The following is a 24,195-nucleotide window of genomic DNA, read 5'->3' as shown; positions in this document are numbered from 1 at the left end:
GTGAGTGCAGTGCGGGAACCTGTCATGCGGCTTTTTGCTCCTTCAGTTATGCGTTATGGAGTCCGGTTGGGTATTCTGGCCACGTTCGGGCTGTCGCTGGCTGGGTGCTCTGGCAGTGACGTGGCCCGTGGTTTTGGCCTTCAGCGCAGCCTGCCGGATGAATATACCGTGACGACCCGTGCGCCACTTTCCATGCCACCGTCGGAGAAGCTGGCCCTCCCGGGAGCGGCCAGTGCCAACCGCCCGGATGAAAGCCCCCGCATGCAGGCCCTGGAAACGTTGGACCCGGACGTGGCCCTGCATCCTGATGCGGGGACGGACAGTGCCGGGCAGGAAGCTCTCGTACAGCGGGCCACATCCGCTGCCCGTGCGCCGAACAATGCGGAACTGGGCGATGCTGATGCGGGCTTCGTGGACAGCCTGCTTTTCTGGCGTGGGGGCCGTGCCGGCAATGTCGTGGATGGCGAGGCCGAGAACCGGCGCATCCAGAAGAATGAAGCACTGGGGCAGAGTTTCACCGAAGGGGCAACACCGACCCTGCGGAAGGGCGGCAGGTAAACCCTCCGGGGGACTGCCGGTCGTCTGGTTCCGTTCTGCCTCGTGTTCTGTCTGAGGAGGAAACCGTGGCACGGCCTGTCATCCGTCGTCTTTCTAGTCATGTCGTGGATCTCATCGCAGCCGGTGAGGTGGTGGAGCGTCCGGCAGCGGCTCTCAAGGAGCTGGTGGAAAATGCCCTGGATGCCGGGGCCACCCGTCTTGAGGTCACCCTGCGGGAGGGTGGCTGTGAACTGATCGAGGTCAGCGACAATGGCCGGGGCATGGAGGCTGAGGAGCTGCCTCTGGCCGTGGAGCGGCACTGCACCTCCAAGCTGCCGGATGACGATCTGACGGCCATCAGGACACTGGGCTTCCGTGGTGAGGCCCTGCCCTCCATTGGGGCCAGTGCCCGCCTTTTCCTGACATCACGGACCGAAACGGCTGACACGGCCTGGGAACTGTCCGTGCAGGGCGGAGCTGTCGAGGGGCCGGTTCCGTCTGCCGGAGCCGTGGGAACCCGGGTCGTGGTGCGGGACCTTTTCTTTGCCACACCGGCCCGGCGGAAATTTCTGAAGACCGCCCGGGTGGAGGGCAGTCATGCCGAGGCTGTCATGCGCCGTGTGGCCCTGAGTGCGCCGGACTGTGCCATCCGTTTCGTTCTGGACGGGCGGGAGGTGTTCAATCTTCCTCCGCAGGACATACGGACACGGGTGGCCACGGTGCTTGGCGTGCCGGAAGACGGCCTTCTGGCCCTTGATGAGCAGCGTGGGGCCATGCGGTTGAGCGGTTATGTCTGTGGCCCGGGTGAGACCAGACGGACCGGCAGCGGGCAGTTCATGCTGGTCAACAACCGGCCTGTGGTGGACCCCATCCTGAGAACGGCCGTGCGGGTGGCCTACCGGCCGGTCATCGAGAAAGGACGGTTCCCGGTCCTCCTTCTGCATCTCCAGCTTCCGCTTGACCGTGTGGACGTGAATGTCCACCCCGCCAAGACGGAACTGCGTTTTGCGGATGAGGCGGACGTGAGAGGCTTCGTCATCGGGGTGGTAGGGCGTGCGCTGGCCCGTGGTGCTGGGGAAGGTGGTGGCATACAGGCTGATCTGGGCATCATCGGCCGTCGGGCCTCGTCCATCAGCCGGAGGGTGCCGGGTACCGCCTATTCCTACGAGCATACGGGGGGCGGCAGGACGCCGCCATCGGTCGATCTCGGCTTCGGGGCGTCCGTGCGCCGTTTTCCGTCTCCTGCTGCGGTGGAGCGGAAGGGTGCGTCCGGCCTTGATGAAAGGCAGCGGAACTACACGCCATCGCCCGGCTGGGACGTGGAGACGGGGGAGTGCCGGGAGGAGAAGCCACCCGCCCCTTCTGCGGTGCAGGAACGGCAGGCGGAGCCGCCTCTTCAGCCTCTTGGCGTACCCATCGGGCAGATTCACGCAACTTACATCCTCTCCGTTGCTCCGGATGGAGACCTGATCCTGACGGACCAGCATGCGGCGCATGAACGGCTGACCCATGAGCGTCTGCGTGCCCGTTTTGCCGAGGGAGCCGTGCGGGCGCAGGCCCTGCTGCTGCCGGAGGTGGTGGACCTGCCGCATGAAGCGGCTGAGGCCCTTGCGGCCCGTGCGGAGGAGCTGGCAGGTTTCGGGCTGGAGATCGAGGCCTTCGGCAGTGGCAGCATTCTGGTACGCAGCATCCCCGCTCCGCTGAGTGGCGGGGATGTGGAAGGTCTGCTGCGTGACGTGGCGGACGAACTCGTGCAGATGCCCGACCTTCCGGCACGGCAGACGGACAGTCTGGACGGTCGGTTCGAGGCCATCATGGCCCGGATGGCCTGTCATGGCAGCATCCGTGCCGGACGGGTGCTGAAGCAGGAAGAAATGGATGCCCTGCTGCGGGGCATGGAACAGCACCCCCGGGCCAATACCTGCCCGCATGGCCGCCCCACATGGCTGAAGCTGGACAAGGACGGGCTGGAGAAGCTTTTCGGGCGTGTCAGGTGAGACGTCCGGCTGGGAAGGGGCGTTTCACATTTCTTTTACAGGGAAACGGACCGGTTCCGCAGGGCTGTCTATGGTTCTTCCGGGGAAATGGGGGGTAGTATCATCCTCTTGTTTCATGAATGTGGCCTTTCCGTCCCGGGCAACCCGGAACAGGCAGGGCACAGGAAGAGGATGGAATGGCCGATATTGTTGATGAGCTGAAGTCTGTTGTCGGAGCCGGACATGTCCTGACATCGGAGAGTGCGACCTATGGATACCGCAAGGGTTTCCGGTTCGGGACTGGCCGTGTGGAAGCCGTGGTCATACCCGGTTCGCTCGTCGAGCTGTGGCGTGTCTCGAAACTGGCGGTCGAATCAGGCCGCATCGTGCTCATGCAGGCGGCCAATACCGGGCTGACGGGCGGCTCCACGCCGGATGGTGACGGTTACGACAGACCGATCATTCTCATCAGCACACGCAGGCTGAAAGGCATCCAGCTTCTGGGGGCAGGCAGGCAGGTTGTCTGCCTGCCGGGGGCTGATCTTTACGAGCTGGAAGAAAAACTGGCCCCGCTGGGGCGGGAGCCTCATTCGGTCATCGGGTCTTCCTGCATCGGGGCTTCCGTTCTCGGGGGAGTGAGCAACAACTCCGGCGGCGCACTCGTGCAGAGAGGTCCGGCCTATACGGAGCTGGCCCTGTACGGGCAGGTGGATGCGCAGGGCAGGCTGCATCTGGTCAATCATCTTGGCATCCGCTTCCAGAATGAGGATGTGGCCGAATCGGTGCTGGATGCGCTGGAGCATGGCCGTTACAGCCCGGATGACGTGGACTGGTCCGATGGACGGAAGGCTCATGATGATGATTACGTCAACCGCATCCGGCAGGTCGATGAGGCGTCTCCCGGGCGGTACAATGCCGACCCCGGCCGTCTGTTCGAGGCATCAGGCAATGCGGGCAAGCTGATCGTTTTTGCCGTGCGGCTGGACACGTTCCCGGCGGCCAGGGATACGGCCGTCTTTTACATCGGCAGCAACAGGACCGACACGCTGGAGAAGGTACGGCGGCACCTGCTGACCGCCTTTGACGAGCTGCCGATCGCAGGCGAGTACATGCACCGGGATGCCTTCGCCATTGCGGACGGATATGGCCGGGACACGGTGGCCCTCATCCGGTTTCTGGGGACGAAATATCTGCCGGTCATGTTCCGCATGAAGGCATGGATGGATTCCTTCGCCCGACGTCTTTCATGGGTGCCGGACGGGCTGAGCGATCTGCTCATGCAGTTCGGCAGCCGGTTCCTGCCGTCGCAGGTTCCGGCCCGCATGATGGATTATCACCGGAAATATGACCATCATCTCATGCTGCGGGTGTCGGGCACGCTGGCACGGCAGGTCCGCCCGTGGCTGAAGACTTTCTTTGCGGATGGGCAGCCCGTGGAGGGAGGCTTCTTTGAATGCACGACCCAGGAGGGCAAGCTGGCTTTCCTGCACCGTTTTGCGGCTGCCGGGGCTGCAAACCGTTATGTGGCCGTCCATTCCAGAAGCACGGGTGGCATGATGGCCCTGGATGTCGCCCTGCGGCGGAACGACTGGGAGTGGCTGGAACGTCTCCCTCAGGAGGTGGACGACCAGCTCGTGCTGAAACTCTATTACGGGCATTTCCTCTGCCACGTCATGCATCAGGATTATGTCGTCCGGCCGGGCGTGGACCCCATGGAGGTCGAGAAGACCATGATGTGGCCCCTGCTGGACAAACGGGGTGCCCGTTATCCCGCCGAGCATAATGTGGGGCATCTCTATCACGCTCCGCAGAGCATGGCCGACCATTACCGGTCGCTTGACCCCTGCAACTGCCTGAATCCGGGCATCGGCCGTCAGACGAAGAGGAAAGACTGGGTGGCTGAAAGCGTCTGATGTTCAGGCGGGCAGGGACATCTCCTGACGGGTTCCGTCCCTATCTGAGGCTGGAAGGTCAGAAGTCTTCTTCGCTCAGGGGAACCGGTGTCAGGCTGGCGGGCAGATAGAGGGGGTGTTCCGGCCGGTGTCCCTTGCGGCTCAGCCGCAGGGCCGTGACAGTGTGACCAGCCCGGAGCAGCAGCCGTGCCACCTCCGGCCCCCGGTAGCGCAGTTCCTTTGCCTGCGGCGTGCCATAGGCCAGCACGATGAGGTCCGCCTGACGGGCCATCTCCAGCAGGTGGTGGTCCGTGTCCGGGCCGACGGGATCGGTGACTTCCAGCAGGCGTTTCTGGTCCGTGCAGCGATAGGCGAAGCTGTTGCCCACGAACATGCCACCATATCCCCACTGGCGGCTGTAACGTTGGCATTTGGCCACGGAACGGTCATCTCCATCCTCCGTGGCGACGGACGGATTCATCATGATCCACATGATGAAAGGTTTCGTCTCGTCCCATGACCGTCTGAGGGTGTAGCGGTAACAGTCGCCCGGTCCGGCATAGAGGGCCGTGCTGGTGACGTCGTCAGCCAGCCGGAGTGGCCTTGCCGTACCGACATGATGTGGTGCCTGCGTCATGTGGAAGCTCTTTTCTGCCGGTCAGGAGGGCGGGATGGTGATGCAGTCCATGGTGCCCCGCAGGCGTCTGCAGGCTCCTGTCGCCTGACTGTGTGTCAGGTTGATGAGGCGTGCACGGTACAGCGTGCCCCGGACCGTATGGACCGGCATGACGTGAACTGTGGCATTGCCCGCAATGGGCGTGATGCGGGGACGGAGCTGCGTGGCGACCATGAGGGCCTGCCTTTCTCCGCCATAGCTGCCCAGCTGGATGGCCCAGTCATGGGTTGATTCGGCGACCATGTCCGTTGCGCTGCGTCGGCTGGCCGGGGCATCGGCCAGTGGAATGGAACGGATGCGCAGCGTGTTCCCCTGTGTTGCAGGAGGGGTGTCCTGGGGCTGGACCGTGCGGGGTCGGGGCGGGGCGGCAGGACGGGGTTGAGGTGTGGAGAAGCCACGGGCCGCCCAGGCTGCCCGGATGTCCTGGGTCTCGGCCGTCTGCACGGCGGCCTGTTCGGGACTGGTGGTGGTGCTGCCGTCGTCACCGACATCCGCTCCACCGCCATCCAGTGGCGTCTCCGTGTCCATGCGGCGGGCCACCTGGGCGGTCCTGTCATGGCGGGCCACGATGAGGTCATTGCGGGACCGCTGCTGGGGCCATATGCCCATGATCTTGGGAGCGATGGCGGCGACGTAGTTGCGGGTCTCGCGTGGCAGGGCACGGTTTTGGCGGAGGTAATGGTCCAGACTTCCGGGGCCATAATTGTAGGCGGCCAGAAAGCCGGGAGAGCCATATATGTCATACATCTGGCGGATGTAGGCCGTTCCGGCGAGGATGTTGTCGTGTGGGTCGTAGGGGTCCGGCCCCAGATTGTACTGGGCACGCAGGTCATCATAGGCCGGGGGCATGATCTGCATCAGCCCCATGGCGCCGGGTGTGGACGTGATGAAATTGCCGTAGCGGTCATACAGGTGCCCGCCAGATTCCTGATGCATGACGGCCCGAATCCACTCCGTGGGAACGTCGAACCGGCTGGATGCCTCATTGATGTACGGTCCCCACGGATCGGTGGGCGGCCCGGGTGGCGTGTAATGGGACCGGGCATGGGCCTGGTAGTCGGCCTGCTCCTCCATGACGGGCATGGTCGGGCCATTGATGTCCGGCTGGGTGGCACAGGCGGCCAGCAGGGCGGGAAACAGCAGTGCCAGACAGAGGCGGACCATACGCAGAGGAGAAGCAGGGGAAACGGTGCGTATCATGGGGACTTCCTGGGCAGGGGCGTGCATGAGGCTTTTCCCCTCCTATCATGGAAATGATTCAGGACAGAGGGGAGGAGGTCGGGTTTTATAAGTAAACATCATGTTATAAAAGAGGTTTACGGAACGGCAGGGATTGAAAATCGTCCGGAAACCGGCTTATTGCGGGGAAGGAATATCCCGTGGCAGCAGCATGATTGTTGTCACGCCGTGGTCTTTATGTCTAACTGTGACCAGTCAGTGGTCGGTCATCATAGGGGAAAAGGTACAGAGAATGTCTTACGCCGCACTGGATGCCGGCCGGGTTGCCAAAGCCGCCGAACTGGCCTTGCAGACACTGGCCGCGGAAAAGGAAACATCCGATGTGCACCAGCGCAAGACGATCCTGATAGAGCGCATCCATGCTCTAGCCAAAGCTGCCGCAGAGACGGCGGGTCAGGGTACCGTGACGCTGACCTCGGAAGAATTTTGGCTGATTTCCAAAAGCTGGTAAGGTACTTTTAACCAGTCGGGGAAGATGGATGACCGACCGTATTGTTCTGACAGAGTGGGTATTGGGGAGCGTTGAGGGATGAAGTGGTTTTTTGCGATTACAGAGAAGACACTGTCCAACGACCCCGATCATGGCTTCATTGACTGTATCCGGGTGGCGGTGCAGTCAGCCCGTGAGAATACGACCCTGATCCCGCACATGGTGTTTGATGGCAACGAGTGCGACTTCACCCGGGAGATGCGGGCAGCGGGCGTGAACGTCATTTTCCACCGTCTGCATTTCTATGACCGTCTGCTTGAGGCGCAGCGTCGCCTGAAGCCGGAATGGCCCAATTATATCCTCACGGCCGCAGGTGCCTTCATGCGCCTGGAGCTGCCCCTGCTGGAGCAGGAGGACCAGTACGTCCTTTATACTGACTGTGACGTGATGTTCCTGAAGGACCCGCAGGTTGATTTCTGCAAGCCGGAAATCTTTGCGGCCTGTGGCCAGTTCGGCAAGCAGGATTATTATGTGGACATGAATTCGGGGGTCATGGTGATGAACCTCGAACGCATGCGTCGTGACCTGCCGGCCATGGTGGACTTCCTGTGCGACAATCTGGACCATGTGGCTGGGTATGACCAGGAGCTGCTGCGTATCTTCTACAATGCGCAGTGGAGCCCGCTCTCCGCACGCTTCAACTGGAAGCCTTACTGGGGCGTGGACGATCATGCCACGATCGTTCATTTCCATGCGGCCAAGCCACCGGCAGCCCGTCATCTTCTGGATGATCCGGCCTATCGTGAGCATGATCATGTCTTCCATGCGTGGCGTCACTGGTATTTCCAGAATCCGGCAGGCTACGGCTATTATGTGCCGCAGTGGGAAGCCTATCTGGAGAAGGCCCGCAACGAGTACCGGCCGGACATGGTCAATGAGTTCGATGCCCTGCGCATTGATGGCTGAGACTGGTTTTCTTCTTTGCAGGTGATTCGAATGAAGGAAAGGCCCTCCCGGTGTGGAGGGCCTTTTTCGTATCCGGGTTGTTCCCGGTTCAGTCGCTGGAGGGCTGTGCCAGCTGTTCCGTCGCTGGTGTGGTGCGGGCGTGACGCTCCAGCCAGCGGCCGAGAGGCCGGGCTATGGCGGGGCCAAGTGTGATGACGGCCACCATGCGGGCTGTCTGCATGGCGATGATGAAGGGCAGGGCGATCGGTATGTTGGCACTGATGACGATGATGGTGTCCAGCCCACCGGGGCTGGTGGCCAGATAGGCGCTGAGAAGGTCGATCCGGGCAAAATGGGCGACAGGAATGGCCAGCAGTGCACAGATGATGATGAGCGTGGCAGATGACAGGGCCACGGCCGGAATGGACCGCAGGGCATAGCGCAGGACAGGGGCCGTGAAACGCAGGCCGATGGACCAGCCGATGATCAGATAGGCCGGAATGCGGATCCAGAAAGGCGCACTGATCTGGAACAGGCCGCTCAGCTGGACGACGGCTCCGGCAAGGATCGTCAGGAGCAGGGTTGCGGCTGGAGAGCGCAGCCGGAGGCCTGCTACGGTGCTGGTGGCGATCAGCAGCAATGTGGGCAGGAGGTCACCCCGTACGGGTGGGGGAGGGATGCTGGCCTTGTGGCTGGTGCGTATGACGATCCACGAGACCAGGGATGTGGCCACGGCCACCATGATGACCCTGAAATAGAGCATGAAGGCGGTCAGCCGTGAGTCCGCACCGAAGGAACTGCACAGCATGACCATCGTGGAGGCCGCTCCCGGTGATGTCCCCCACAGGGCGGTCGTTCCGGGCATGACCCCGAACCAGGCGAGGCCAGCCCCCGTGGCGAAGCTGACGACAATGACGGACAGTACGCTGAAGAGGACGAGGGCCCAGTGGGACAGGATGTGATGGAGGACCGAGAAGGTCAGGCTGTTGACGACCACACAGGCCAGAATGGCCTGTGCCAAGGTGAAAAAAACCGGCCGGATGGTCACTCCCCGGTTCTTGAGCGACATGATGATGCCGGCCACCATCGGGCCGAGCATCATGCCTGCCGTCAGGTGCAGCAGAAGGAACAGACCGGAGATCAGTGCGGAGAAGAAGAGCAGCCCCGCCCATCGCATGGTGTAGGACCGCCAGCGGAGGGATGACAGGGTCACACGCTCAGCCCCGGTCAGCTGTGTCGGCCATCAGGGGATGGCTTCTTGCGGAAGGCGGCCAGGCTGACAACCTCGGCTCCCTCATGGAGGGAGCCGTCATGACCGGGATCGGCCTCAGGCCCCGGGTCGCAGGTCAGGGGGTGGAGCTTGTGGACGTCCGCCGGGCTGCCGTTACTGAAATCACCCCCTGTCGGGTCCGCATCATCGGTGCCATCGTCCGGGCGGGAGGAGAAATGCAGGACGAGGTGGATGTGCGGGTCAGCAAAGGCCGTGATGGCCCTGAAGGGGATGTGGAGCGTGCTGGGAATGCCCCCGAAAGACAGGCCGACCGACATGGAGCGGGTCCTGTGGTTCAGCATCAGGTTCTGGAACTGGTGCTGGAGGACGATGGTCATCTCGTCCGGGTAACGTTCCCTCAGACGGGCGGGAATGTCCACTCCCGCCATGCCGGTACGGAATGTCATGTAGAAGTGATGATCGCCAGGCAGGCCATGCTCGCTGACATATTCCAGGGCCTTGAGCATGACATTGCGCTGGGCTTCTTCCATCCATCTGTCGTAGGGGAGGAGACTGGCGGGCATGGAAGGATCGAACCCGTCTGGGCCATTGGTATCATCACTCATCGAGGGAGACCATCACCTGTTGCATCTGAAAGTCTTTCAGGTGTGCGACAGGCGGTCGGAAATCGCAAGGGTTCTGGCCTGATATTCTGTTTATTAAAGGATGGTGTCTCAGAAATGAGACAGGTGGGGGGGCTTCTGTTGCCCGGTGCACCCCCCGGACCGCGCTTATCGCTTATGCAGCAACAGCGAGCACCTCAGAGTTATCGTTGGCACTTGTAAAGTCAGCCCGATGACGGCGGAACAATACCGGGCAAAAAGTAGATCTTTACCATGCGTGTCGAGCCTGTTTCGTCCCCATAGCGTCCGCCCCTGCGGGCTGATGGTGGAGACGCCGGGCACTGCCCCCGGGTCCACAACACTTATTCCATCTACCGTTTATCGCCATAGCCAAGGCCGAAGCCTCCGGCAGGAAAAGATATAGGTCCCTTTCCCCTTCATGGCAAGGTGAAACGGCTTTCATTCTGTCTTCCGGGCGGTTACATCATGGTCTGGTGGGAGAGCGGGCCGGTACGCTGATCCGCCTTCATGGACAAGCCGGTACATTCGAACGAGCGGGAGAGACAGTCATGGCCCTGACAGAAGAACAGCGTTCCGAGATAGAGGCCGTGCGTGCCGCTCCCCACCAGACGGTCCGTCCGACCGTGCCGGCGATGGAGGAGCTTCTTTTCGAGCCGTTTCCTCTGCTGGACCATGGTTTCATCCGTGTCGTGGACTATATGGGGGATGATTCGGCCGTCGTGCAGGCCGCCCGCGTGTCCTACGGCCGGGGCACCAGAAAGACGACCGAGGATGCCGGGCTGATCCGCTATCTGATGCGGCACCGTCATTCCACGCCCTTCGAGATGTGCGAGATCAAGTTTCACGTGAAGCTGCCGCTCTTCGTGGCCCGGCAGTGGATACGCCACCGCATGGCGAGCGTGAACGAATATTCCGCCCGCTATTCCGTGCTGGACCGGGAGTTCTATCTGCCTGACGCCACCCAGATTGCGGCCCAGAGCCGGGTCAACAATCAGGGGCGGGGTGAGGCACTCAGTGCGGAGACGGCGCAGGAGGTCCTGTCCATTCTTCAGCGTGATGCGCTGCAATGTTATGGTGACTATGAGCAGATGCTTGACCCGGAGGGAATGGGCGTTGCCCGGGAACTGGCCCGCATCAACCTGACGCTCAATACCTATACCCAGTGGTACTGGAAGATTGACCTGCATAACCTGATGCATTTCCTGGCCCTGCGGTCTGATCCTCATGCCCAGTATGAAATCCGTGTCTATGCACAGAAGATGATCGAGATTCTCAAGGCCTGGGTGCCCCATACGGCGCAGGCCTTTGAGGAGTACCGTCTCGGGGCCTACAGTTTTTCCGCCAGCATGCTCCGGGTCCTGCGCCGTCGTCTTGCGGGTGAGATGGTCACCCTGGAAACATCCGGCCTGACGAAGCGGGAATGGACTGAAATGCAGGCCGTTCTGGAAGGCTGATCTTGTCCGGTTCTGATTTCTCCCATGAAGATGAGGACCGGCCCGCCGGTCCCGTTCAGGATTCCGAGGCCCTGCTGCGGGAAGGGCGGCGGTTCCAGATGGAGACTGGCATTCCGCCCTTCTGGGGGCGGAAGCCCCGCTTCTGGCCCTGGGCCCTGCTGGCCGTGCTGCTGGTGCTCATTTCGCTGGGCATAGAAATTTTCTGGCCTCTTCCGGGACGGCATGGGCCCCTGCCGACCTGCGGGCAGGAGCCCGTGGGGACGGTGTCCTGCCAGAGACCACAGGCCCCGGCGGTGACGCCGGGTTCTTCCATCCCGTCCCGCTGAGGGTCAGGCCGGGCAGGCGAGGCTGCGGCCCTGTGCTCCCAGAATGTGGAAGCTTTCCGTCAGCCGCTGGGTGAGGCTGTCTTCTCCGGCCTGCATCCAGTTACGGATGTCGTACTGCTTCTTGAGGGGACGTCCCGTATCGGGGGCTATCTGATGGCGGAACGCTTCCTCATGCTCGGTCATGTAGCGGGCCACGCCCTGGCCATAGGCGAACTGGGTGTCCGTATCGATATTGAATTTGAACACGCCATAACGAACAGCTCGCCTTATGGCCTCATGCTCCGACCCGGAGCCGCCGTGAAAGACCAGAGGGACAGGATTGGGGCCGGTATGGCACCGGAGGGCCACGAGTTTCTGGGACTCACGCAGGATTTCGGGGCGGAGCCGGACATTGCCGGGAGCATAGACCCCATGCACGTTGCCGAAGGCGGCGGCGATGGAGAGTGCCCCCAGAGGGGAAAGCGTTTCCCAGGCTCTCAGCACGTCATCCGGACTGGTATAGAGGGAAGAGCTGTCGGCTGTTCCGTGCTCGTGCAGTTCCCGGCCGATCCCGTCTTCTTCTCCCCCCGTCATGCCCAGTTCGATTTCCAGACCGATTCCCAGTGGCGTCAGTTTTCTGATGAGGTCTGCTGCCGTGGCGATGTTGTCGGTAACCGGCTCGGTGGAGAGGTCCAGCATGTGGGAGGAGAACAGGGGCTGGCCAGTCCGCTCGTGGTGGAGGCGGCTTTCCTCCACGAGGCCATCAATCCAGCCGAGCAGGGAACGGTTGGCATGGTCCGTGTGGAGGATGACGGCCACGCCATAATGGCGGGCCAGCAGGTGGACATGCCGGGCCAGGGCCGTGGCCCCGAGAATCTGTGCCTGCTGTTTGTCGGGCAGGGCCTGTCCGGCATAGAAACGGGCTCCTCCGGCAGAAATCTGGATGACGATGTCCGACCGGTTGGCTCGTGCGGCCGCCAGTGCGGCATTGGCCGCCGTGGAGCTGCTGACGTTGATGGCGGGCAGGGCATAGCCTCCCATGCGGCAGGCATGGAGGAGAGCCTGATAGGTGGTGTCGCTGACGACACCCGGCGGGATGGTTGGCGGGCTGCTGGAGGGGACGGTCGGGGATGGTGTCATGGAGTGTCTCGGGGCGGAAAGCGGGTGGAGCGATGGTAGCAGAGAAAGACGAGTCTGCCAGTCCGATATATTTTGTCTGGAAATAGGACTATAAAGGTCCTGAGTGATTGAATTGCGTTAGAGGGTACTCATTTCACGGGTATCTGATAAGAGAGGCGTTATGACACGGAATGACCTGATGATGATCGAGACCGAGGATACCCCCAATCCGGCAACATTGAAGTTTCTTCCGGGGCGGGATGTGACAGGTGACCGGTCTCCTGTCGATTTTGCCGAGGCCGGTGTCGTGGCCGGGCGGTCCGCCCTGGCCGATGCGCTTTTTGGCATGTCCGATGTCCGGCGTGTCTTCCTGGGCAGCGATTTCGTGTCCGTCACGAAGGATGACGGTGCCGACTGGGAAACGCTGCGGCCGCAGGTTCTGGTGGCCCTGACGGACTTCTTCCGGGGAGGGCAGCCCGTTCTGGCGGAAGACATTGCGGCTCCGGAGGCCGTCATCTCGCCCGAGGACGAGGAGATCGTGAACCGTGTGAAGGAGCTGCTCGACACGCGGGTGCGGCCTGCCGTGGCCAGTGACGGCGGCGACATCGTCTTTCGTGGCTATCGGGAGGGTGTGGTGTATCTGAGCATGCAGGGGGCCTGTTCCGGCTGTCCATCATCCCGTGCCACGCTGCGCCACGGTGTGGAGAACATGCTGCGTCACTACATCCCGGAGGTGACGGCGGTTGAACCTGTAGAGGAGTAAGAGCCGATGACGGCATCACCGGCCCCGGAGGGGCAGCAGCCAGCCGAGGGGCGGGGAGATGAGGCGGCCAGGCCTGTTCTGGCCGAGGAGCTGTTCACCCGCTGCCGTACGGCGGAGGCCTTTTCTGACCGTCCGGTAGGTGATGACGTGCTGCATCGCCTTTACGATCTGCTCCGGCTGGGGCCGACATCGGGCAACTGCTCGCCGGCCCGTTTCGCCTTCCTGAAGACGGAGGAGGCCCGGCAGAAGATCCGCCCCGCCCTTTCCATGGGGAACGTGGAGCGGGCCATGGCTGCCCCCGTGCTGGTGGTCGTCGGGTATGATCCCCTGTTTTTTGAAAAGTTCGGCACGCTCAACCCGATGCCCGGTCTGCGGGACTGGTTTGCGGCAGATGTCGGGCTGGGTGATGAGACGGCCTTCCGTAACGGGACCCTCCAGGGGGCCTATCTCATCATGGCGGCCCGTGCGCTAGGTCTGGCCGTCCGGCCCATGTCCGGTTTCGATGCCGTGATGGTGGAGGAGGAACTCTTCCGTAAGCAGGGCTGGCGGGCGAATTTTCTCGTGGCCCTCGGCTATCCGGAAGGAGAGGTATCATCACCCCGGGCACCTCGTCTGCCGCATGAGGAGGCCTGCCTGTGGCTGTGAGGCCGGAGCGGTGTCTTGTCCTCAATGGAGCGGGAGCGGGGCGTGGCAGGAGTAATCTGGTCGCCCTGCTGGAGCGTGGTGTCGTGGTGGAGGAGCAGGTCCTCGCCGGGCGGGGGGCGTCCGAGCGTTTTGCGCCTGCCGTTCAGGCCATGCTGGCCCGGTCAGGCTGGGAAAGGCCACCGGAGATGGTGGTGGCCGTGGTAGGGCCGGGGTCTTTCACGGGGCTGCGGGCTTCCCTGTCCTTGGCGGCAGGGCTGGTGCGTGGTTGGAAATGTCAGGGTGTCGGCGTGAGACTGGGTGATGCCCTGCGGGTCACCATGCAGCGTGATGATGCCACCATCCTGTGTCTGGCCCGTCGGGGACGTGTTTTCGTGGATCCTCCGGGCGGGACGGCGCATGCCCTGCCTGTGTCGGACATCCGGCCGGGCTGCTGGTCTGTCGTGGCAGGAGATGCCGTTCATGGCGATGACGCCCTGCCGGAGCTGACAGGTCAGCGGGGAGAGGCCCTGCTGGGGTCGGAGACTGTCCGTCTGCCACATGCCTCACCGACGGCTGCGGGCATTTTCGTGGCGGCCTGTCAGGCTTCCGGTCATGGTTCCGTGATGGCCCATGCCCTGGAGCCTCTCTATGTTGACCCGCCCGAGGCGAAGCCTCCGGCAGGGGGGCTGAGGCCTGCACCACAATAATGTCTGGAGAAACGGGCCCGGAAGGGCGTGGGAAGGTCGTCCCTGAACTGAGGGAGGTTGGGCCGGAAGCGGCAGAACTGCTGGCCTCCCTTCATCATGCAGCCTTTTCAGGGCACGAGCCTTGGGATATGACGGCCTTTGGTCAAATTCTGGCCATGCCGGGCGTTGTGGCATGGCTTGCCAGCGTTTCATGGGCTGGAAAGGCCCTGCCGGTCGGTTTCATTGTCAGCCGTCATGTCGTGGATGAAGGCGAGATACTGAGCCTGGGGGTTCATCCCCGCTGGAGACGCTGCGGTGTTGCCAGAAGACTTCTGGCACATCTTGTACGTCAGGCTGAGCAGGCGGGTGACACCTTGTTTCTGGAAGTCCGTGTCAGCAACCGTGCCGCTGCGGGCCTGTATGAGACACTGGGGTTCCGTCAGGTGGCCATGAGGCCACGCTATTACGATGATGGTGAGGATGCCCGTCTTCTGAGATGGTCACCCGGATAAGGGCCTCCGCTCCAGCCTTCATGCCATGAAAATGATCTGTGTTCTCGGAATGGAGGCCGTGCATGGGCATGGGTTCAGGGAATAACATTCCGTAATGGTGGTGGTAACGGCAGCAGATTGTCACATTATTATTTCGCAGTAACCTTCTGTCTATAATGGCTTGTGTAGCGGAGCATGGGCAAGAATTTCCCGGTGGAAGGACGGGAGAATTTCTTGGAGAAAGATGAGAATTTGTGAAAAGGTTAACATTTACCGATAAAATATAGTGTTATTATAGCTCCCTGCTCAAGTTCAGTACCCCAATGTAACATGACTTTCGGGGGAGGTTTTCTATAGGGCTTTCGGAGGTCCTTATCCTATCAACAAGTAGTTACTATTACTGGGGTTGATTTTTTCTTGTTGTCTTTTTCTACAATTCGTTATAGATCGGGCTAAATTTCTTGGGAGATAACTATTTTATGTCGTCTGAGACAGAAACACAGGATCTGCGTCAGCTGACAGCGCAGATCATTACTGCTTACGTGAGCAGCCATGATGTTGCAGCTGAATCCCTGCCCGACTTGGTCCGTTCCGTTCATGGCGCACTTGCCGGTGCCGGTGCCCCGGTCGAGGCGGAGCCGGAGAAGCCCGTTCCTGCCGTACCGCCTCGCAAGTCCGTCTTCCCTGACTATATCATCTGCCTGGAAGACGGGAAGAAGCTGAAGCTTCTCCGCCGTCATCTCAAGACGGCGTACAACATGACGCCGCAGGAATATCGTGAGCGTTGGGGCCTGCCGCCAGAGTATCCGATGGTTGCTCCCAATTACGCCAACCATCGTTCTTCCCTTGCACGGCGCATTGGCCTTGGCCGTCGTCGCGAGGACAGTGCAGAGCAGTAAGCAAGTATAACTTCAGAAGAAAGCCATGCCTTCCTTGGGGAAAGCATGGCTTTTTTGTAAAAGTGAGAGAAGCCATCCCCCAGATCACGATGTGGGTTGGACAAACTGCACCATAATCGGATAAATCATCAATCATGGTGATGAGCACAAAAAAAACGGGGCGCGAGAGTGCTGCGCCTGGGGCTGCGGTGGGGGATTCCCCCATCGCACGTCTTTGCGTCAAGCATGGTCTGAAGATGACCGGGCAGCGGCGGGTGATTGCCCGCGTCCTGTCCGAGGCGGAAGACCATCCTGACGTGGAAGAGCTGTACCGCCGAGCTTCGGAGTTGGACAGCCGTATATCTGTCGCCACCGTGTACCGTACCGTCCGTCTGCTGGAAGAAAAGGGCATTCTGGAACGGCGGGACTTCGGGGGTGGACGCGCCCGTTATGAAGCAAGTGAGAATGGGCATCATTACCATCTGATCGATATTGATAGCGGTAATGTCATTGAGTTCGAGAATGATGAGCTGGTCGGTCTGCTGGCAAGGATTGCCGCAGAACTGGGCTTTGATCTCATGTCTCACCGGGCGGAGCTGTTTGGTCGCCGCACGACTTCAGGAAAAAAGAAAGATGCCCCCCCTGGTGCTGGGGGTGAGAATGATTCCAGTCCAGGCCGGGCATAAGGAGTAAGTTGGTTTCGTATGACCGGAAAGAGTGTGTCAGAGATCGTTGGGGATGCGGGCATTACCTCCCAGGATGTGGAAAAGTTGGATGTAGGAGGAACTGCCGGTAGCGAGAAGGCACAGCGGCAGATGGATACCCTGGCAACGTTGGCCCTCAACCGTGAGGGCGGTTTCCAGGAACTGCGTGGTGGAAGTCTCGGGGTTCGTCTTGCCGAGACGGAAGAGGATATCCGGGCGGCACAGGCCCTGCGGTATCGTGTGTTTTTTGAGGAAATGGGGGCGCATCCCAGTGAGGAGGCCCTGAGGACCCGTCTTGATGCGGACAGGTTTGACGAGATTGCGGACCATCTGCTGGTCGTCGATCATGCTCTCGGGACCGGTGCGGCCTCCGTTGTGGGAACGTACCGTCTTCTGCGGTCCGATTCCCTGGGGCCGGATGGCCGTTTCTACACGGCGGACGAATATGACATTTCCTGCCTGACGGATTTTTCTGGCCGTCTGCTGGAGGTGGGGCGTTCCTGCGTGGCGAGAGAATATCGTGGCCGTGCGGCCATGCAGCTCCTGTGGCGCGGGATTGCCTCCTACATCTTCCTGCACAGGATCGACATACTGTTTGGCTGTGCCAGCCTGCATGGAACCTCGCCGGACACGATGGGCGAGGAGCTGACATGGCTGTATCATAACCATCTGGCCCCGCCAGCCCTGCGGGTGAAGGCCCTGCCGGAGCGTTATGTGGACATGCGCCGTCTTGACCCGTCCACTCTGGACCGTCGTGCCTGTCTCAACAAGCTGCCACCGCTCATCAAGGGGTATCTGCGTCTTGGTGGATATGTCGGTGACGGTGCGGTCGTGGATGAACAGTTCAACACCACGGACGTGGCGGTGCTGGTGAAGAGCGAGCTGCTGGCTGACAAATATTATCGTCATTACGAGCGTCGACTGAAGGATGCTCTGGATTAAGGTTTCCTCATGGTGATGAAGGCACTGTGCATTTCTCCGCAGCATGGAGGATGGCGCAGTGCCATGTTCATGCTGGTTCTGGGGGCTTTGACAGCACTGTCACTGCCCCCTTTCAATATCGTCCCTGTCATGCCGCTGGCTCTGGGCCTGTTCTATCGGGCCGTGTGTGTGGCTCCCAGTCACAGGCGTGCGGCCCTGTGGGGTTTCCTGTTCGGCATGGGGTATCACACGGCCGGGCTGTACTGGCTGACCAATGCCATCCTGACACGTGTGCATGATTTCTGGTGGGTGGTCCCGTTTGCCGCTCCCGGTGTCGCCCTGCTGATCGCACCACTCCTGATCGTGCCGGCTGTCCTGTGTCGGCTGGTTCCTGTGGGGTGGCCACGGGTGCTGCTGTTTGCCGGAACGTGGACGCTGGCCGACATGGCACGGGTGTTCTACTTTTCCGGTTTTCCATGGAACCCGCTGGGAAGCTCTCTGGAGGTGATCGGAGGGCTGGGGGACTGGCTCATCCAGCCTGCGTCCCTCATAGGGGTTGACGGGCTGACGCTCGTTCTGGTGCTGGCCTCCCTGGCTCTGTGGCAGGGATGGCGGGCCGTCATGTCGGTCGGTCTCTGTGGCATCATCTGGTGCGGCTGGGGTGCATGGAGGGTCAGCCACGAGGATGTTCTGGCCGGACATGTCAATCCGGCCGTGGTCATCGTGCAGGGCAACGTGCGGGAAACGGAGGTGCTGGAGCGGGACAGTGCCGTGGCCCAGTTCAATGCCTATCTGAAGCTGACGGAACAGGGCGTGCGGCAGGCACGCCAGCAGATGCCGGAGCGTCCCGCTGTTGTCGTCTGGCCCGAATCGGCCTTTCCCGGTCTGCTGGAGGAAGATGGCTGGGCACGGCAGGCCATCGCCTCGTCGGCATCCGGTGCTCCGGTCCTGCTGGGGTCGGACAGGCGGGCGGAGGGAGCCGACCGCTGGTACAACAGCCTGATGGCTCTGGCCCCGGACGGACACATCGAGGCCATCTATGACAAGAGCCGTCTTGTGCCCTTCGGGGAATATGATCCCTGGATACTGCCCTTCCATCTTCTGCCGGCTGAGGTGGTGCCGGGGCCGGGGCTGAAAACGTGGGACCTGCCACAGATCGGTCGGGTCGGCCCCATGGTCTGTTACGAGATCGTTTTCTCGGGGAGCGTCGTGGCTCCCGGGCACCGGCCTGACTGGCTGCTGACGATCTCCAATGACGCCTGGTATGGCAACAGTGCAGGGCCACGCCAGCATCTGGCGACAGGCCGCATGAGAGCGGTGGAAGAGGGGCTGCCGGTCGTCTTTGCCAACAACCGTGGGGTTTCTGCCATCTATGATGCCTATGGCCGGGAAGTGGGACGGACGGGCTGGGGGCAGGAACAGGTGCTGGTCCGTCCCTTGCCGGGGCCCGGAAAGGCCACTCTCTTTGCCACTCTGGGACGCTGGGTGCCCTGTCTCCTGTCCCTTTTTGTGGTGGTGCTGTCCGTTCTCCCGAGGTGGACGGGTTGTCGCAGGCGGAGGCTGTTCAGAAGCAGATCACGGTAACGTGTAGATAGGCCATAATTTATTGTTCATATTTATGAATAAATAGTAAATTTCATGACCTGTTCTTACTGAGGTTTGGATTGATGACAGAGCTGGCTTCGTCTGTTGATGCGCATGTAGGCAGACGTATTCGCCTCCTTCGGGGATTACGGAAATATTCACAGGAGAAACTGGCCAAGGCCCTTGGCATTACCTTCCAGCAGATACAGAAATACGAACGGGGAACGAACCGTGTCGGGGCGGGCAGGCTGTATGAACTTGCCCGGATATTTGATGTGCCCGTCGGTTTTTTCTTCGATGAACTGGACGGGTTCACCAGTCCGGCCGGTATTGGCCTTCATGAGGAACAGGCCCCTTTCCAGAAAGGGGATGGACGTGAGGAGACGGCGGAGACGTCCGCTGCGAAGAAGAAGGACAGTGGCATCGAGTTGCTCATGCTGCCGGAGACGCTGGAGCTGGCCAGGGCCTATTACAGCATCAGGGATGAGAAGACCCGCCAGCAGCTCCTGAACTTCATCAGGGACGTGGCGGAGCGGTCATCCTGAAACTGGCCTTATCTATTCCCGGCGCAGGATCATGTCATTGAGGAACGAGCTGAAGCGGCCCGCCCTGTAAGCTGTGCGCAAGGCATCCTCGTCATATTCATGCCGTACCCAGTCAAGGAAAGGCAGGCGGTGCTCCGCCGTCTTCTGGTAGAGCAGGAAGAAGGCATCCAGAATGCCCGTGCGGGACCGGCGGAAATGCAGGAACCGCCAGTGGAGGTGCTTCAGGGCCTCTTCAGTCGTCCCCCCCTCGAACAGGACCACCAGCCCGCTGGCGAGACCAGCCCTGTCCGCACCGGACTTGCAGTGCAGGAGCAGGGGGAAACGGGCTTCGCTGTACAGCTGGTGAAAGCGCAGGATGCGGTCTTTATGGGGGGCGTTGCGGCTCTCAAAGGCCATGTCGAGATAGGGAAGAGCCAGCGTCCCACAGGCTTCCCGGCCGAGGGCGTCAGCACCGCACTGCCTGTGGCCCCGCAGGTTGATGACCATGGCCAGTCCCAGCTTTTTCTGCCAGCGGCGCAGGCGGCCCGGAGTGGGATGGTTGCTCCGCCAGACACGGCCCGGCAGGACAGGGGCCAGATTGGTCCAGACCAGCCGGAAGATGGCATGGTCCACGAACAGCCCGTCATGCCAGGCACGCAGCCGCTGCATGGGAGAGGAAAGGGTTCCTTTGAACATGTCCGTCTCTTTTCATGGCTGCGGGCCTTCGTCAATCAGGCAGAAATGCTATAAAGCTGGGGTCATGTCATCGTATTTCCGTCTTCCCCTGTCTGACCGTCCGGTGCGCCGGGTCCTGTGGGCCTGTCTGATGGGCTGTGTCCTGCTGGCAGGCTGTGCGGGAGAAGATGATGACGAAGCTCCCAGACATCTGCCCAAGGCGGACATGACGGAAGCCTACCCCAAAAAGCCGTTCCGGGAGCTTCATCACCCCATGCCTCCCTATTCGGGTGGCATGGTGCCGATGGTGCAGGCCATCCAGCCTACGCCGGATGAAATCTCCGGGCGTACCGTCCATACGGCGGATGGTGGCAGCGGTGGCGGTGCTGGGGGAAGCGGCGGTGGCCTGCCCCACTTCCCGGCCCAGACACATACCGAGGCGTCTTATGGTCCGCCGCCAGCCCGGGAAACACGGTGAAAACACAGGGTCCGGACTGTCTGGCGGAAAAGGGGCCGGAAGGCCTTTTCAGCGTTCCAGCTGCGTGGCCTGCTCTGGCAGCATGACGGGGATGCCGTCACGCACGGGGAAGGCCAGCCCGGCCTTGAGGCTGATGATGCTGTTGCTGGCAGGGTCGTAATGCACTGGCCCTTTCGTGACGGGACAGACAAGGCGGGCCAGAAGTTCTGGGGAGGGAGCAGGGTTTGTCATGGTGGCCTTCCTGTTCAGGCTGTTACGGTACAGCCAGCATAAAAGCCCCACAGGCAGAGCACCAGTCCCACATATGGTCCTCTTTCGGGCCTAGCGGGCGAGTTCCTCCAGCAGCTGGTGGGCCCGTTCGGTCGGCCCGCTGCATTCCAGCATTCTCTGTTTCACGTCGGCAGGGAAGGGGAGCAGCATGGGCAGCATCGTCAGCAGCGTGCTGTCATCCAGTTTCTTCAGATTGTCCCAGTTTATGGAGATCGTGTGACGCTGCCCGTAATCTTTCAGCACGATGGCGAGGTCCTGACGGTCCAGATGGAGGGACGGGCATTCCAGCAGGTCATGGGAGAAGGGCGTGGCGTTGATGCGTCCTTCCCGCCAGCCCCGTTCCGTCAGCTGGTCCTGGAGGAGCCGGAAGCGGCACACCCCTGTCAGGGTGATGAAAAACTGGCCGCTTTCCTGCTCCATGAAGGAGGTCACCCGGCCGATGGTGCCGACACATTCCAGCGGGGGCGTCATGTCGCCATAACGGGCCGCCCCGATGGGCTGGATGATGCCGATGAGCCGGTGGTGGGCGAGGCTGTCTTCCAGAAGGGTCAGGTAGCGTGGCTCGAAGATCGTGAGGGGAAGCTGTCCCTGAGGCAGGAGAATCGTGTCTCCAAGGGGCAGGAGGCCAATGCGGGGTGGAATGTCCGCCAGTGTCATGTCCGTCAGGGCAGGGATGTGTCGCCTGAGTCCGGACGTGGTGTTGAGGGCGGGAGTGCGTGGGTCGGGCACGGGGGCATCCTCCGGTGGGAAGCGGGCAGGGACCGCATGTGGATGGACCATTTCCCTGCTATGGCCGGTCTCAGGGCGAAGGCGTCATGAGAAAGGCGTCATGAGAACAGCAGTGAAGACAGCTTGCGCCGTGCGGCCAGCGTGGCAGGGTCGGTCATGCCCCAGGCGTCGAACAGCTTCAGCAGTTCGGTTCTGGCGGACTGTCCGGCTCCGTCCCTGTCCCGGGCGATGATGTCCAGAAGGGTCTGTGCGGCGGCCTCCCGCTCACCGGCCCCATTCAGGGCCTTGGCGAGTTCCTCCAGCAGGGCGGCATCCTGTGGGGACTGCTCGAGTTTCTGGCGGATTTCACCGAGCTTTCCGGCGGCTTCCCGCCCCTCCTGATAGAGTTTCAGGGAGGCCAGAGCACTGGTGACCGGCTCGCTGGTGGCGATGCCGTCCGGAATCTGGGAGGCGGCCTCTTCGGCTCCTTCCGGGTCATCCATGGCGATCATGCAGCGGATGAGACCGGCCCAGCCTTCCGGTTTTTCCGGGTCGGCCTCGAGAACGCCCGTATAGCCATTGATGGCTGTGTCCAGTTCCCCGGCCCTGAGGGCAGAATCGGCGGCCTTCAGCTGCTCCGCCACAGGCATGGCCTGCCCGCTGTCCTTCAGGAGCTGTTCGACAAAGGTCCTGATCTCATCCTCCGGCTGGGCACCCTGAAAAAGATCACGGACCTGCCCCTGCCAGAAGGCGACTACCATGGGCACGGACTGGAGGGGAAGGCCCATCTGGAGCAGCTGGGCAACCAAGGTGCGGTTGGCGGTCACGTCCAGCCGTGTCAGCCGTATCCGTCCCTCCGTGGCCTGCACGACCTTTTCCAGCACGGGTGACAGTTTCCTGCAGGAAGCGGAGGTGGGGGTGTGGAATTCCACAAGAACCGGAACGTCCCGGCTGGCCTCGACAACCTGCGTCATGAAGCTCGACTGGTCCACGTCCAGCGCATGGGAAGACCTGCTGGCGGGGAAGAGAGCGTCTGTCATGGTCGGTAACCTCTGTCAGCTGGAAGGGGACGTAATGTCATGATCTTTTTTGATTAAGATTGTTCCCTCGGCCTGCGGAGGCAAGGGGGCCGGAACCTTCAAAAAAGGAAAATAAAATGCAGGGAGGGGATTGCATGAGGGCGTTCTTTGGGGCATAAGCCTCCCACCGACAGCATGCGGGCGTAGCTCAGGGGTAGAGCACAACCTTGCCAAGGTTGGGGTCGAGGGTTCGAATCCCTTCGCCCGCTCCAGATTTCAGGGTCTGGAGAGCTGCTGGTGACAATGTGATGCGGGCGTAGCTCAGGGGTAGAGCACAACCTTGCCAAGGTTGGGGTCGAGGGTTCGAATCCCTTCGCCCGCTCCAGAAAGATGGAAGAACCACTTTGCCGGATCGGGTGAGGTGGTTTTTTTTGTATCTGTCGTCTTCCACTCTGCCGCATGGGCACAAAAAAACGGACAGCCCCCGGAAGGAACTGCCCGTCTTCAGGACGCAATGAAGACTTATTTCTTCGCTGCGGCAATGGCGGCTTCGATGACCTTGCCAGCCTCGGCCTTGTCGCCCCAGCCGGAGACTTTCACCCATTTGTTGGGTTCGAGGTCCTTGTAACGCTCGAAGAAGTGGGCGATGGCCTTCAGCGTGATTTCCGGCAGCTGGTCGAGAGAGTCGACCTTGCTGAACTGCGGATGGATCTTGTCATGTGGCACGCAGATCAGCTTCTCGTCCTGTCCGCTCTCATCTTCCATCTTCAGCACGCCGATCGGGCGGGAACGGATGACGCTGCCGGGGAGGACATCAGCCGGGGTCAGGACCAGCGCATCCACCGGGTCGCCATCAGCGGCCAGCGTGTTGGGGATGAAGCCGTAGGCGGCCGGATAGGCCATCGGCGTGAAGAGGAAACGGTCCACGAAAACGGCCCCGCTGTCCTTGTCCACCTCGTACTTGACCTGGGACCCCTGTGGAATCTCGATCACGACGTTGATGTCATGCGGTACGTCCTTGCCGGGGGAAATCTTGGTGACGTCCATCGTCTGCTCCATCCGTGTCTTTGGGTGATGTGATGGGCGCATTATTAATGAATATGCCCGGTGTTGTATATGTGTATTGCCTGTGGCCTGTCTGCTGCGGGGAAGCAGGGAAAAAGAAAGCGCATTATTTGTCCTGTCTGGCGTGTTTTTGCCCCGCAGGGGGTTGAAAAAATATCGTGCATGAGCGATGTGGCGGAATGTCTGTGCGCCTGTAGCTCAATTGGTTAGAGCTGGCCGCTCATAACGGCTAGGTTGCGGGTTCGAGTCCTGCCGGGCGCAGGTGACGCCCCCATGATTGTGTGGGGCATGCCTGTTTTGTTGGGAAACGCCCCGGGCGACAGGGGGCACAGTCCTGCTTCCTGCCTATTTGTCCGTGTGTTCTAGAGGAGACCGTCC

At 61.4% G+C, this 24,195-nt stretch carries 27 protein-coding genes, 3 tRNA genes and 1 other RNA gene; 20 read left to right on the top strand and 11 right to left on the bottom strand.

Going from position 1 to position 24,195, the window contains the following annotated elements; translation table 11 throughout:
- The first annotated feature begins 24 nt into the window (after window positions 1-24).
- The 3 genes from CPA56_RS06790 to dld all read left to right on the top strand — a co-directional run bounded on the left by CPA56_RS06790 (window position 25) and on the right by dld (window position 4,426).
- Window positions 25-558, top strand: coding sequence for a DUF3035 domain-containing protein (locus tag CPA56_RS06790; protein WP_182041264.1), 534 nt, complete (start codon window positions 25-27; stop codon window positions 556-558).
- Window positions 559-623: 65 nt separating this feature from the next.
- A complete protein-coding gene (mutL, locus tag CPA56_RS06785) occupies window positions 624-2,534 on the top strand; it encodes a DNA mismatch repair endonuclease MutL (RefSeq protein ID WP_326831310.1) in 1,911 nt (636 codons plus the stop codon).
- A 176-nt stretch (window positions 2,535-2,710) separates the two neighbouring features.
- On the top strand, window positions 2,711-4,426 hold the full coding sequence (gene dld, locus CPA56_RS06780; RefSeq protein WP_182041263.1) for a D-lactate dehydrogenase: 1,716 nt from the start codon (window positions 2,711-2,713) through the stop codon (window positions 4,424-4,426).
- A 58-nt stretch (window positions 4,427-4,484) separates the two neighbouring features.
- Here the strand turns inward: dld and CPA56_RS06775 are convergent, their stop codons facing one another.
- Entirely contained in the window at window positions 4,485-5,042 is a 558-nt protein-coding gene (locus tag CPA56_RS06775; protein WP_182041262.1) for a DUF1643 domain-containing protein, read from the bottom strand.
- Window positions 5,043-5,063: 21 nt separating this feature from the next.
- Complete coding sequence (locus tag CPA56_RS06770) at window positions 5,064-6,245, bottom strand: transglycosylase SLT domain-containing protein (RefSeq protein ID WP_407645663.1); 1,182 nt, start codon at window positions 6,243-6,245, stop codon at window positions 5,064-5,066.
- 307 nt (window positions 6,246-6,552) lie between these two features.
- On the opposite strand from CPA56_RS06770, the gene CPA56_RS06765 reads away from it, so the two are divergent.
- Both CPA56_RS06765 and CPA56_RS06760 read left to right on the top strand, forming a co-directional pair.
- Window positions 6,553-6,771, top strand: a complete 219-nt coding sequence (locus CPA56_RS06765) for a hypothetical protein (RefSeq protein ID WP_182041261.1) — start codon at window positions 6,553-6,555, stop codon at window positions 6,769-6,771.
- Between the two features lie 78 nt (window positions 6,772-6,849).
- Window positions 6,850-7,716, top strand: coding sequence for a glycosyltransferase family protein (locus CPA56_RS06760; protein ID WP_182041260.1), 867 nt, complete (start codon window positions 6,850-6,852; stop codon window positions 7,714-7,716).
- An 88-nt stretch (window positions 7,717-7,804) separates the two neighbouring features.
- Here the strand turns inward: CPA56_RS06760 and CPA56_RS06755 are convergent, their stop codons facing one another.
- The 3 genes from CPA56_RS06755 to ssrA all read right to left on the bottom strand — a co-directional run bounded on the left by CPA56_RS06755 (window position 7,805) and on the right by ssrA (window position 9,978).
- Window positions 7,805-8,908 (bottom strand): AbrB family transcriptional regulator, encoded by a 1,104-nt coding sequence (locus tag CPA56_RS06755; protein ID WP_182041259.1) that lies wholly within the window; start codon window positions 8,906-8,908, stop codon window positions 7,805-7,807.
- A 14-nt stretch (window positions 8,909-8,922) separates the two neighbouring features.
- A complete protein-coding gene (locus CPA56_RS06750) occupies window positions 8,923-9,531 on the bottom strand; it encodes an SspB family protein (protein ID WP_182041258.1) in 609 nt (202 codons plus the stop codon).
- Window positions 9,532-9,655: 124 nt separating this feature from the next.
- Window positions 9,656-9,978: a transfer-messenger RNA gene (gene ssrA / locus CPA56_RS06745) on the bottom strand.
- 119 nt (window positions 9,979-10,097) lie between these two features.
- Here ssrA and thyX point away from each other — a divergent pair.
- On the top strand, window positions 10,098-11,003 hold the full coding sequence (thyX, locus tag CPA56_RS06740) for an FAD-dependent thymidylate synthase (RefSeq protein ID WP_182041257.1): 906 nt from the start codon (window positions 10,098-10,100) through the stop codon (window positions 11,001-11,003).
- 2 nt (window positions 11,004-11,005) lie between these two features.
- Window positions 11,006-11,329 (top strand): hypothetical protein, encoded by a 324-nt coding sequence (locus CPA56_RS06735; protein WP_182041256.1) that lies wholly within the window; start codon window positions 11,006-11,008, stop codon window positions 11,327-11,329.
- A 3-nt stretch (window positions 11,330-11,332) separates the two neighbouring features.
- Here the strand turns inward: CPA56_RS06735 and fbaA are convergent, their stop codons facing one another.
- Window positions 11,333-12,448 (bottom strand): class II fructose-bisphosphate aldolase, encoded by a 1,116-nt coding sequence (gene fbaA, locus CPA56_RS06730; RefSeq protein ID WP_182041255.1) that lies wholly within the window; start codon window positions 12,446-12,448, stop codon window positions 11,333-11,335.
- Window positions 12,449-12,626: 178 nt separating this feature from the next.
- Here fbaA and CPA56_RS06725 point away from each other — a divergent pair, with 178 nt between their 5' ends.
- From CPA56_RS06725 to CPA56_RS06685, 9 genes are all read left to right on the top strand, one after another.
- Window positions 12,627-13,190 (top strand): NifU family protein, encoded by a 564-nt coding sequence (locus CPA56_RS06725; protein WP_182041446.1) that lies wholly within the window; start codon window positions 12,627-12,629, stop codon window positions 13,188-13,190.
- Between the two features lie 6 nt (window positions 13,191-13,196).
- Window positions 13,197-13,835: a malonic semialdehyde reductase gene (locus CPA56_RS06720; protein WP_182041254.1), complete on the top strand. Its 639-nt coding sequence runs from the start codon at window positions 13,197-13,199 to the stop codon at window positions 13,833-13,835.
- Window positions 13,826-14,521: a tRNA (adenosine(37)-N6)-threonylcarbamoyltransferase complex dimerization subunit type 1 TsaB gene (gene tsaB, locus CPA56_RS06715; protein WP_182041253.1), complete on the top strand. Its 696-nt coding sequence runs from the start codon at window positions 13,826-13,828 to the stop codon at window positions 14,519-14,521. The genes CPA56_RS06720 and tsaB overlap by 10 nt, the downstream gene beginning before the upstream one ends.
- A complete protein-coding gene (gene rimI, locus CPA56_RS06710) occupies window positions 14,521-15,012 on the top strand; it encodes a ribosomal protein S18-alanine N-acetyltransferase (protein WP_182041252.1) in 492 nt (163 codons plus the stop codon). Before tsaB ends, rimI begins: the two co-directional genes overlap by 1 nt.
- A 458-nt stretch (window positions 15,013-15,470) precedes the next feature.
- Complete coding sequence (locus CPA56_RS06705; RefSeq protein WP_182041251.1) at window positions 15,471-15,890, top strand: MucR family transcriptional regulator; 420 nt, start codon at window positions 15,471-15,473, stop codon at window positions 15,888-15,890.
- Window positions 15,891-16,024: 134 nt separating this feature from the next.
- On the top strand, window positions 16,025-16,555 hold the full coding sequence (locus CPA56_RS06700; RefSeq protein WP_182041250.1) for a Fur family transcriptional regulator: 531 nt from the start codon (window positions 16,025-16,027) through the stop codon (window positions 16,553-16,555).
- A gap of 129 nt (window positions 16,556-16,684) precedes the next feature.
- Window positions 16,685-17,515 (top strand): GNAT family N-acetyltransferase, encoded by an 831-nt coding sequence (locus tag CPA56_RS06695; protein ID WP_182041445.1) that lies wholly within the window; start codon window positions 16,685-16,687, stop codon window positions 17,513-17,515.
- Window positions 17,516-17,524: 9 nt separating this feature from the next.
- Window positions 17,525-19,078 (top strand): apolipoprotein N-acyltransferase, encoded by a 1,554-nt coding sequence (gene lnt, locus CPA56_RS06690; RefSeq protein WP_229707486.1) that lies wholly within the window; start codon window positions 17,525-17,527, stop codon window positions 19,076-19,078.
- Window positions 19,079-19,161: 83 nt separating this feature from the next.
- Complete coding sequence (locus CPA56_RS06685; protein ID WP_182041249.1) at window positions 19,162-19,623, top strand: helix-turn-helix domain-containing protein; 462 nt, start codon at window positions 19,162-19,164, stop codon at window positions 19,621-19,623.
- A gap of 12 nt (window positions 19,624-19,635) precedes the next feature.
- On the opposite strand, the gene CPA56_RS06680 is transcribed toward CPA56_RS06685, so the two are convergent.
- On the bottom strand, window positions 19,636-20,298 hold the full coding sequence (locus CPA56_RS06680; RefSeq protein ID WP_182041248.1) for a fused DSP-PTPase phosphatase/NAD kinase-like protein: 663 nt from the start codon (window positions 20,296-20,298) through the stop codon (window positions 19,636-19,638).
- Window positions 20,299-20,362: 64 nt separating this feature from the next.
- Here CPA56_RS06680 and CPA56_RS06675 point away from each other — a divergent pair, with 64 nt between their 5' ends.
- The gene (locus CPA56_RS06675; protein WP_182041247.1) at window positions 20,363-20,755 is read left to right on the top strand and encodes a hypothetical protein; all 393 of its coding nucleotides are present in this window, start codon (window positions 20,363-20,365) and stop codon (window positions 20,753-20,755) included.
- A gap of 48 nt (window positions 20,756-20,803) precedes the next feature.
- Here the strand turns inward: CPA56_RS06675 and CPA56_RS06670 are convergent, their stop codons facing one another.
- From CPA56_RS06670 to CPA56_RS06660, 3 genes are all read right to left on the bottom strand, one after another.
- A complete protein-coding gene (locus tag CPA56_RS06670) occupies window positions 20,804-20,986 on the bottom strand; it encodes a Trm112 family protein (protein ID WP_182041246.1) in 183 nt (60 codons plus the stop codon).
- Window positions 20,987-21,076: 90 nt separating this feature from the next.
- Window positions 21,077-21,754, bottom strand: a complete 678-nt coding sequence (locus CPA56_RS06665) for an LON peptidase substrate-binding domain-containing protein (protein WP_326831309.1) — start codon at window positions 21,752-21,754, stop codon at window positions 21,077-21,079.
- A gap of 98 nt (window positions 21,755-21,852) precedes the next feature.
- Window positions 21,853-22,773: a tetratricopeptide repeat protein gene (locus CPA56_RS06660; protein WP_182041244.1), complete on the bottom strand. Its 921-nt coding sequence runs from the start codon at window positions 22,771-22,773 to the stop codon at window positions 21,853-21,855.
- Between the two features lie 176 nt (window positions 22,774-22,949).
- On the opposite strand from CPA56_RS06660, the gene CPA56_RS06655 reads away from it, so the two are divergent.
- Window positions 22,950-23,024, top strand: a tRNA-Gly gene (locus tag CPA56_RS06655).
- Window positions 23,025-23,062: 38 nt separating this feature from the next.
- A tRNA-Gly gene (locus CPA56_RS06650) sits at window positions 23,063-23,137 on the top strand.
- Between the two features lie 137 nt (window positions 23,138-23,274).
- On the opposite strand, the gene ppa is transcribed toward CPA56_RS06650, so the two are convergent.
- Complete coding sequence (gene ppa, locus CPA56_RS06645; RefSeq protein ID WP_182041443.1) at window positions 23,275-23,799, bottom strand: inorganic diphosphatase; 525 nt, start codon at window positions 23,797-23,799, stop codon at window positions 23,275-23,277.
- A 205-nt stretch (window positions 23,800-24,004) separates the two neighbouring features.
- On the opposite strand from ppa, the gene CPA56_RS06640 reads away from it, so the two are divergent.
- A tRNA-Ile gene (locus CPA56_RS06640) sits at window positions 24,005-24,078 on the top strand.
- Window positions 24,079-24,195: the final 117 nt, after the last annotated feature.

Source organism: Bombella mellum (assembly GCF_014048465.1).
Taxonomy (GTDB): Bacteria; Pseudomonadota; Alphaproteobacteria; order Acetobacterales; family Acetobacteraceae; genus Bombella; species Bombella mellum.
Note: the sequence above shows the minus strand (reverse complement) of the source record. Positions and strands in the feature narration are given on the sequence as shown.

What these genes read in the sequence shown, in the direction of transcription:
- CPA56_RS06790 (WP_182041264.1), top strand. Translation starts at nt 25, where the DNA reads ATGCGGCTTTTTGCTCCTTCAGTTATGCGTTATGGAGTCCGGTTGGGT.
- dld (WP_182041263.1), top strand. Translation starts at nt 2,711, where the DNA reads ATGGCCGATATTGTTGATGAGCTGAAGTCTGTTGTCGGAGCCGGACAT.
- CPA56_RS06775 (WP_182041262.1), bottom strand. Translation starts at nt 5,042, where the DNA reads ATGACGCAGGCACCACATCATGTCGGTACGGCAAGGCCACTCCGGCTG.
- CPA56_RS06770 (WP_407645663.1), bottom strand. Translation starts at nt 6,245, where the DNA reads ATGGTCCGCCTCTGTCTGGCACTGCTGTTTCCCGCCCTGCTGGCCGCC.
- CPA56_RS06765 (WP_182041261.1), top strand. Translation starts at nt 6,553, where the DNA reads ATGTCTTACGCCGCACTGGATGCCGGCCGGGTTGCCAAAGCCGCCGAA.
- CPA56_RS06760 (WP_182041260.1), top strand. Translation starts at nt 6,850, where the DNA reads ATGAAGTGGTTTTTTGCGATTACAGAGAAGACACTGTCCAACGACCCC.
- CPA56_RS06750 (WP_182041258.1), bottom strand. Translation starts at nt 9,531, where the DNA reads ATGAGTGATGATACCAATGGCCCAGACGGGTTCGATCCTTCCATGCCC.
- thyX (WP_182041257.1), top strand. Translation starts at nt 10,098, where the DNA reads ATGGCCCTGACAGAAGAACAGCGTTCCGAGATAGAGGCCGTGCGTGCC.
- fbaA (WP_182041255.1), bottom strand. Translation starts at nt 12,448, where the DNA reads ATGACACCATCCCCGACCGTCCCCTCCAGCAGCCCGCCAACCATCCCG.
- CPA56_RS06725 (WP_182041446.1), top strand. Translation starts at nt 12,627, where the DNA reads ATGATGATCGAGACCGAGGATACCCCCAATCCGGCAACATTGAAGTTT.
- CPA56_RS06720 (WP_182041254.1), top strand. Translation starts at nt 13,197, where the DNA reads ATGACGGCATCACCGGCCCCGGAGGGGCAGCAGCCAGCCGAGGGGCGG.
- rimI (WP_182041252.1), top strand. Translation starts at nt 14,521, where the DNA reads ATGTCTGGAGAAACGGGCCCGGAAGGGCGTGGGAAGGTCGTCCCTGAA.
- CPA56_RS06705 (WP_182041251.1), top strand. Translation starts at nt 15,471, where the DNA reads ATGTCGTCTGAGACAGAAACACAGGATCTGCGTCAGCTGACAGCGCAG.
- CPA56_RS06700 (WP_182041250.1), top strand. Translation starts at nt 16,025, where the DNA reads ATGGTGATGAGCACAAAAAAAACGGGGCGCGAGAGTGCTGCGCCTGGG.
- CPA56_RS06695 (WP_182041445.1), top strand. Translation starts at nt 16,685, where the DNA reads ATGGATACCCTGGCAACGTTGGCCCTCAACCGTGAGGGCGGTTTCCAG.
- lnt (WP_229707486.1), top strand. Translation starts at nt 17,525, where the DNA reads ATGGTGATGAAGGCACTGTGCATTTCTCCGCAGCATGGAGGATGGCGC.
- CPA56_RS06685 (WP_182041249.1), top strand. Translation starts at nt 19,162, where the DNA reads ATGACAGAGCTGGCTTCGTCTGTTGATGCGCATGTAGGCAGACGTATT.
- CPA56_RS06680 (WP_182041248.1), bottom strand. Translation starts at nt 20,298, where the DNA reads ATGTTCAAAGGAACCCTTTCCTCTCCCATGCAGCGGCTGCGTGCCTGG.
- CPA56_RS06675 (WP_182041247.1), top strand. Translation starts at nt 20,363, where the DNA reads ATGTCATCGTATTTCCGTCTTCCCCTGTCTGACCGTCCGGTGCGCCGG.
- CPA56_RS06670 (WP_182041246.1), bottom strand. Translation starts at nt 20,986, where the DNA reads ATGACAAACCCTGCTCCCTCCCCAGAACTTCTGGCCCGCCTTGTCTGT.
- CPA56_RS06660 (WP_182041244.1), bottom strand. Translation starts at nt 22,773, where the DNA reads ATGACAGACGCTCTCTTCCCCGCCAGCAGGTCTTCCCATGCGCTGGAC.
- ppa (WP_182041443.1), bottom strand. Translation starts at nt 23,799, where the DNA reads ATGGACGTCACCAAGATTTCCCCCGGCAAGGACGTACCGCATGACATC.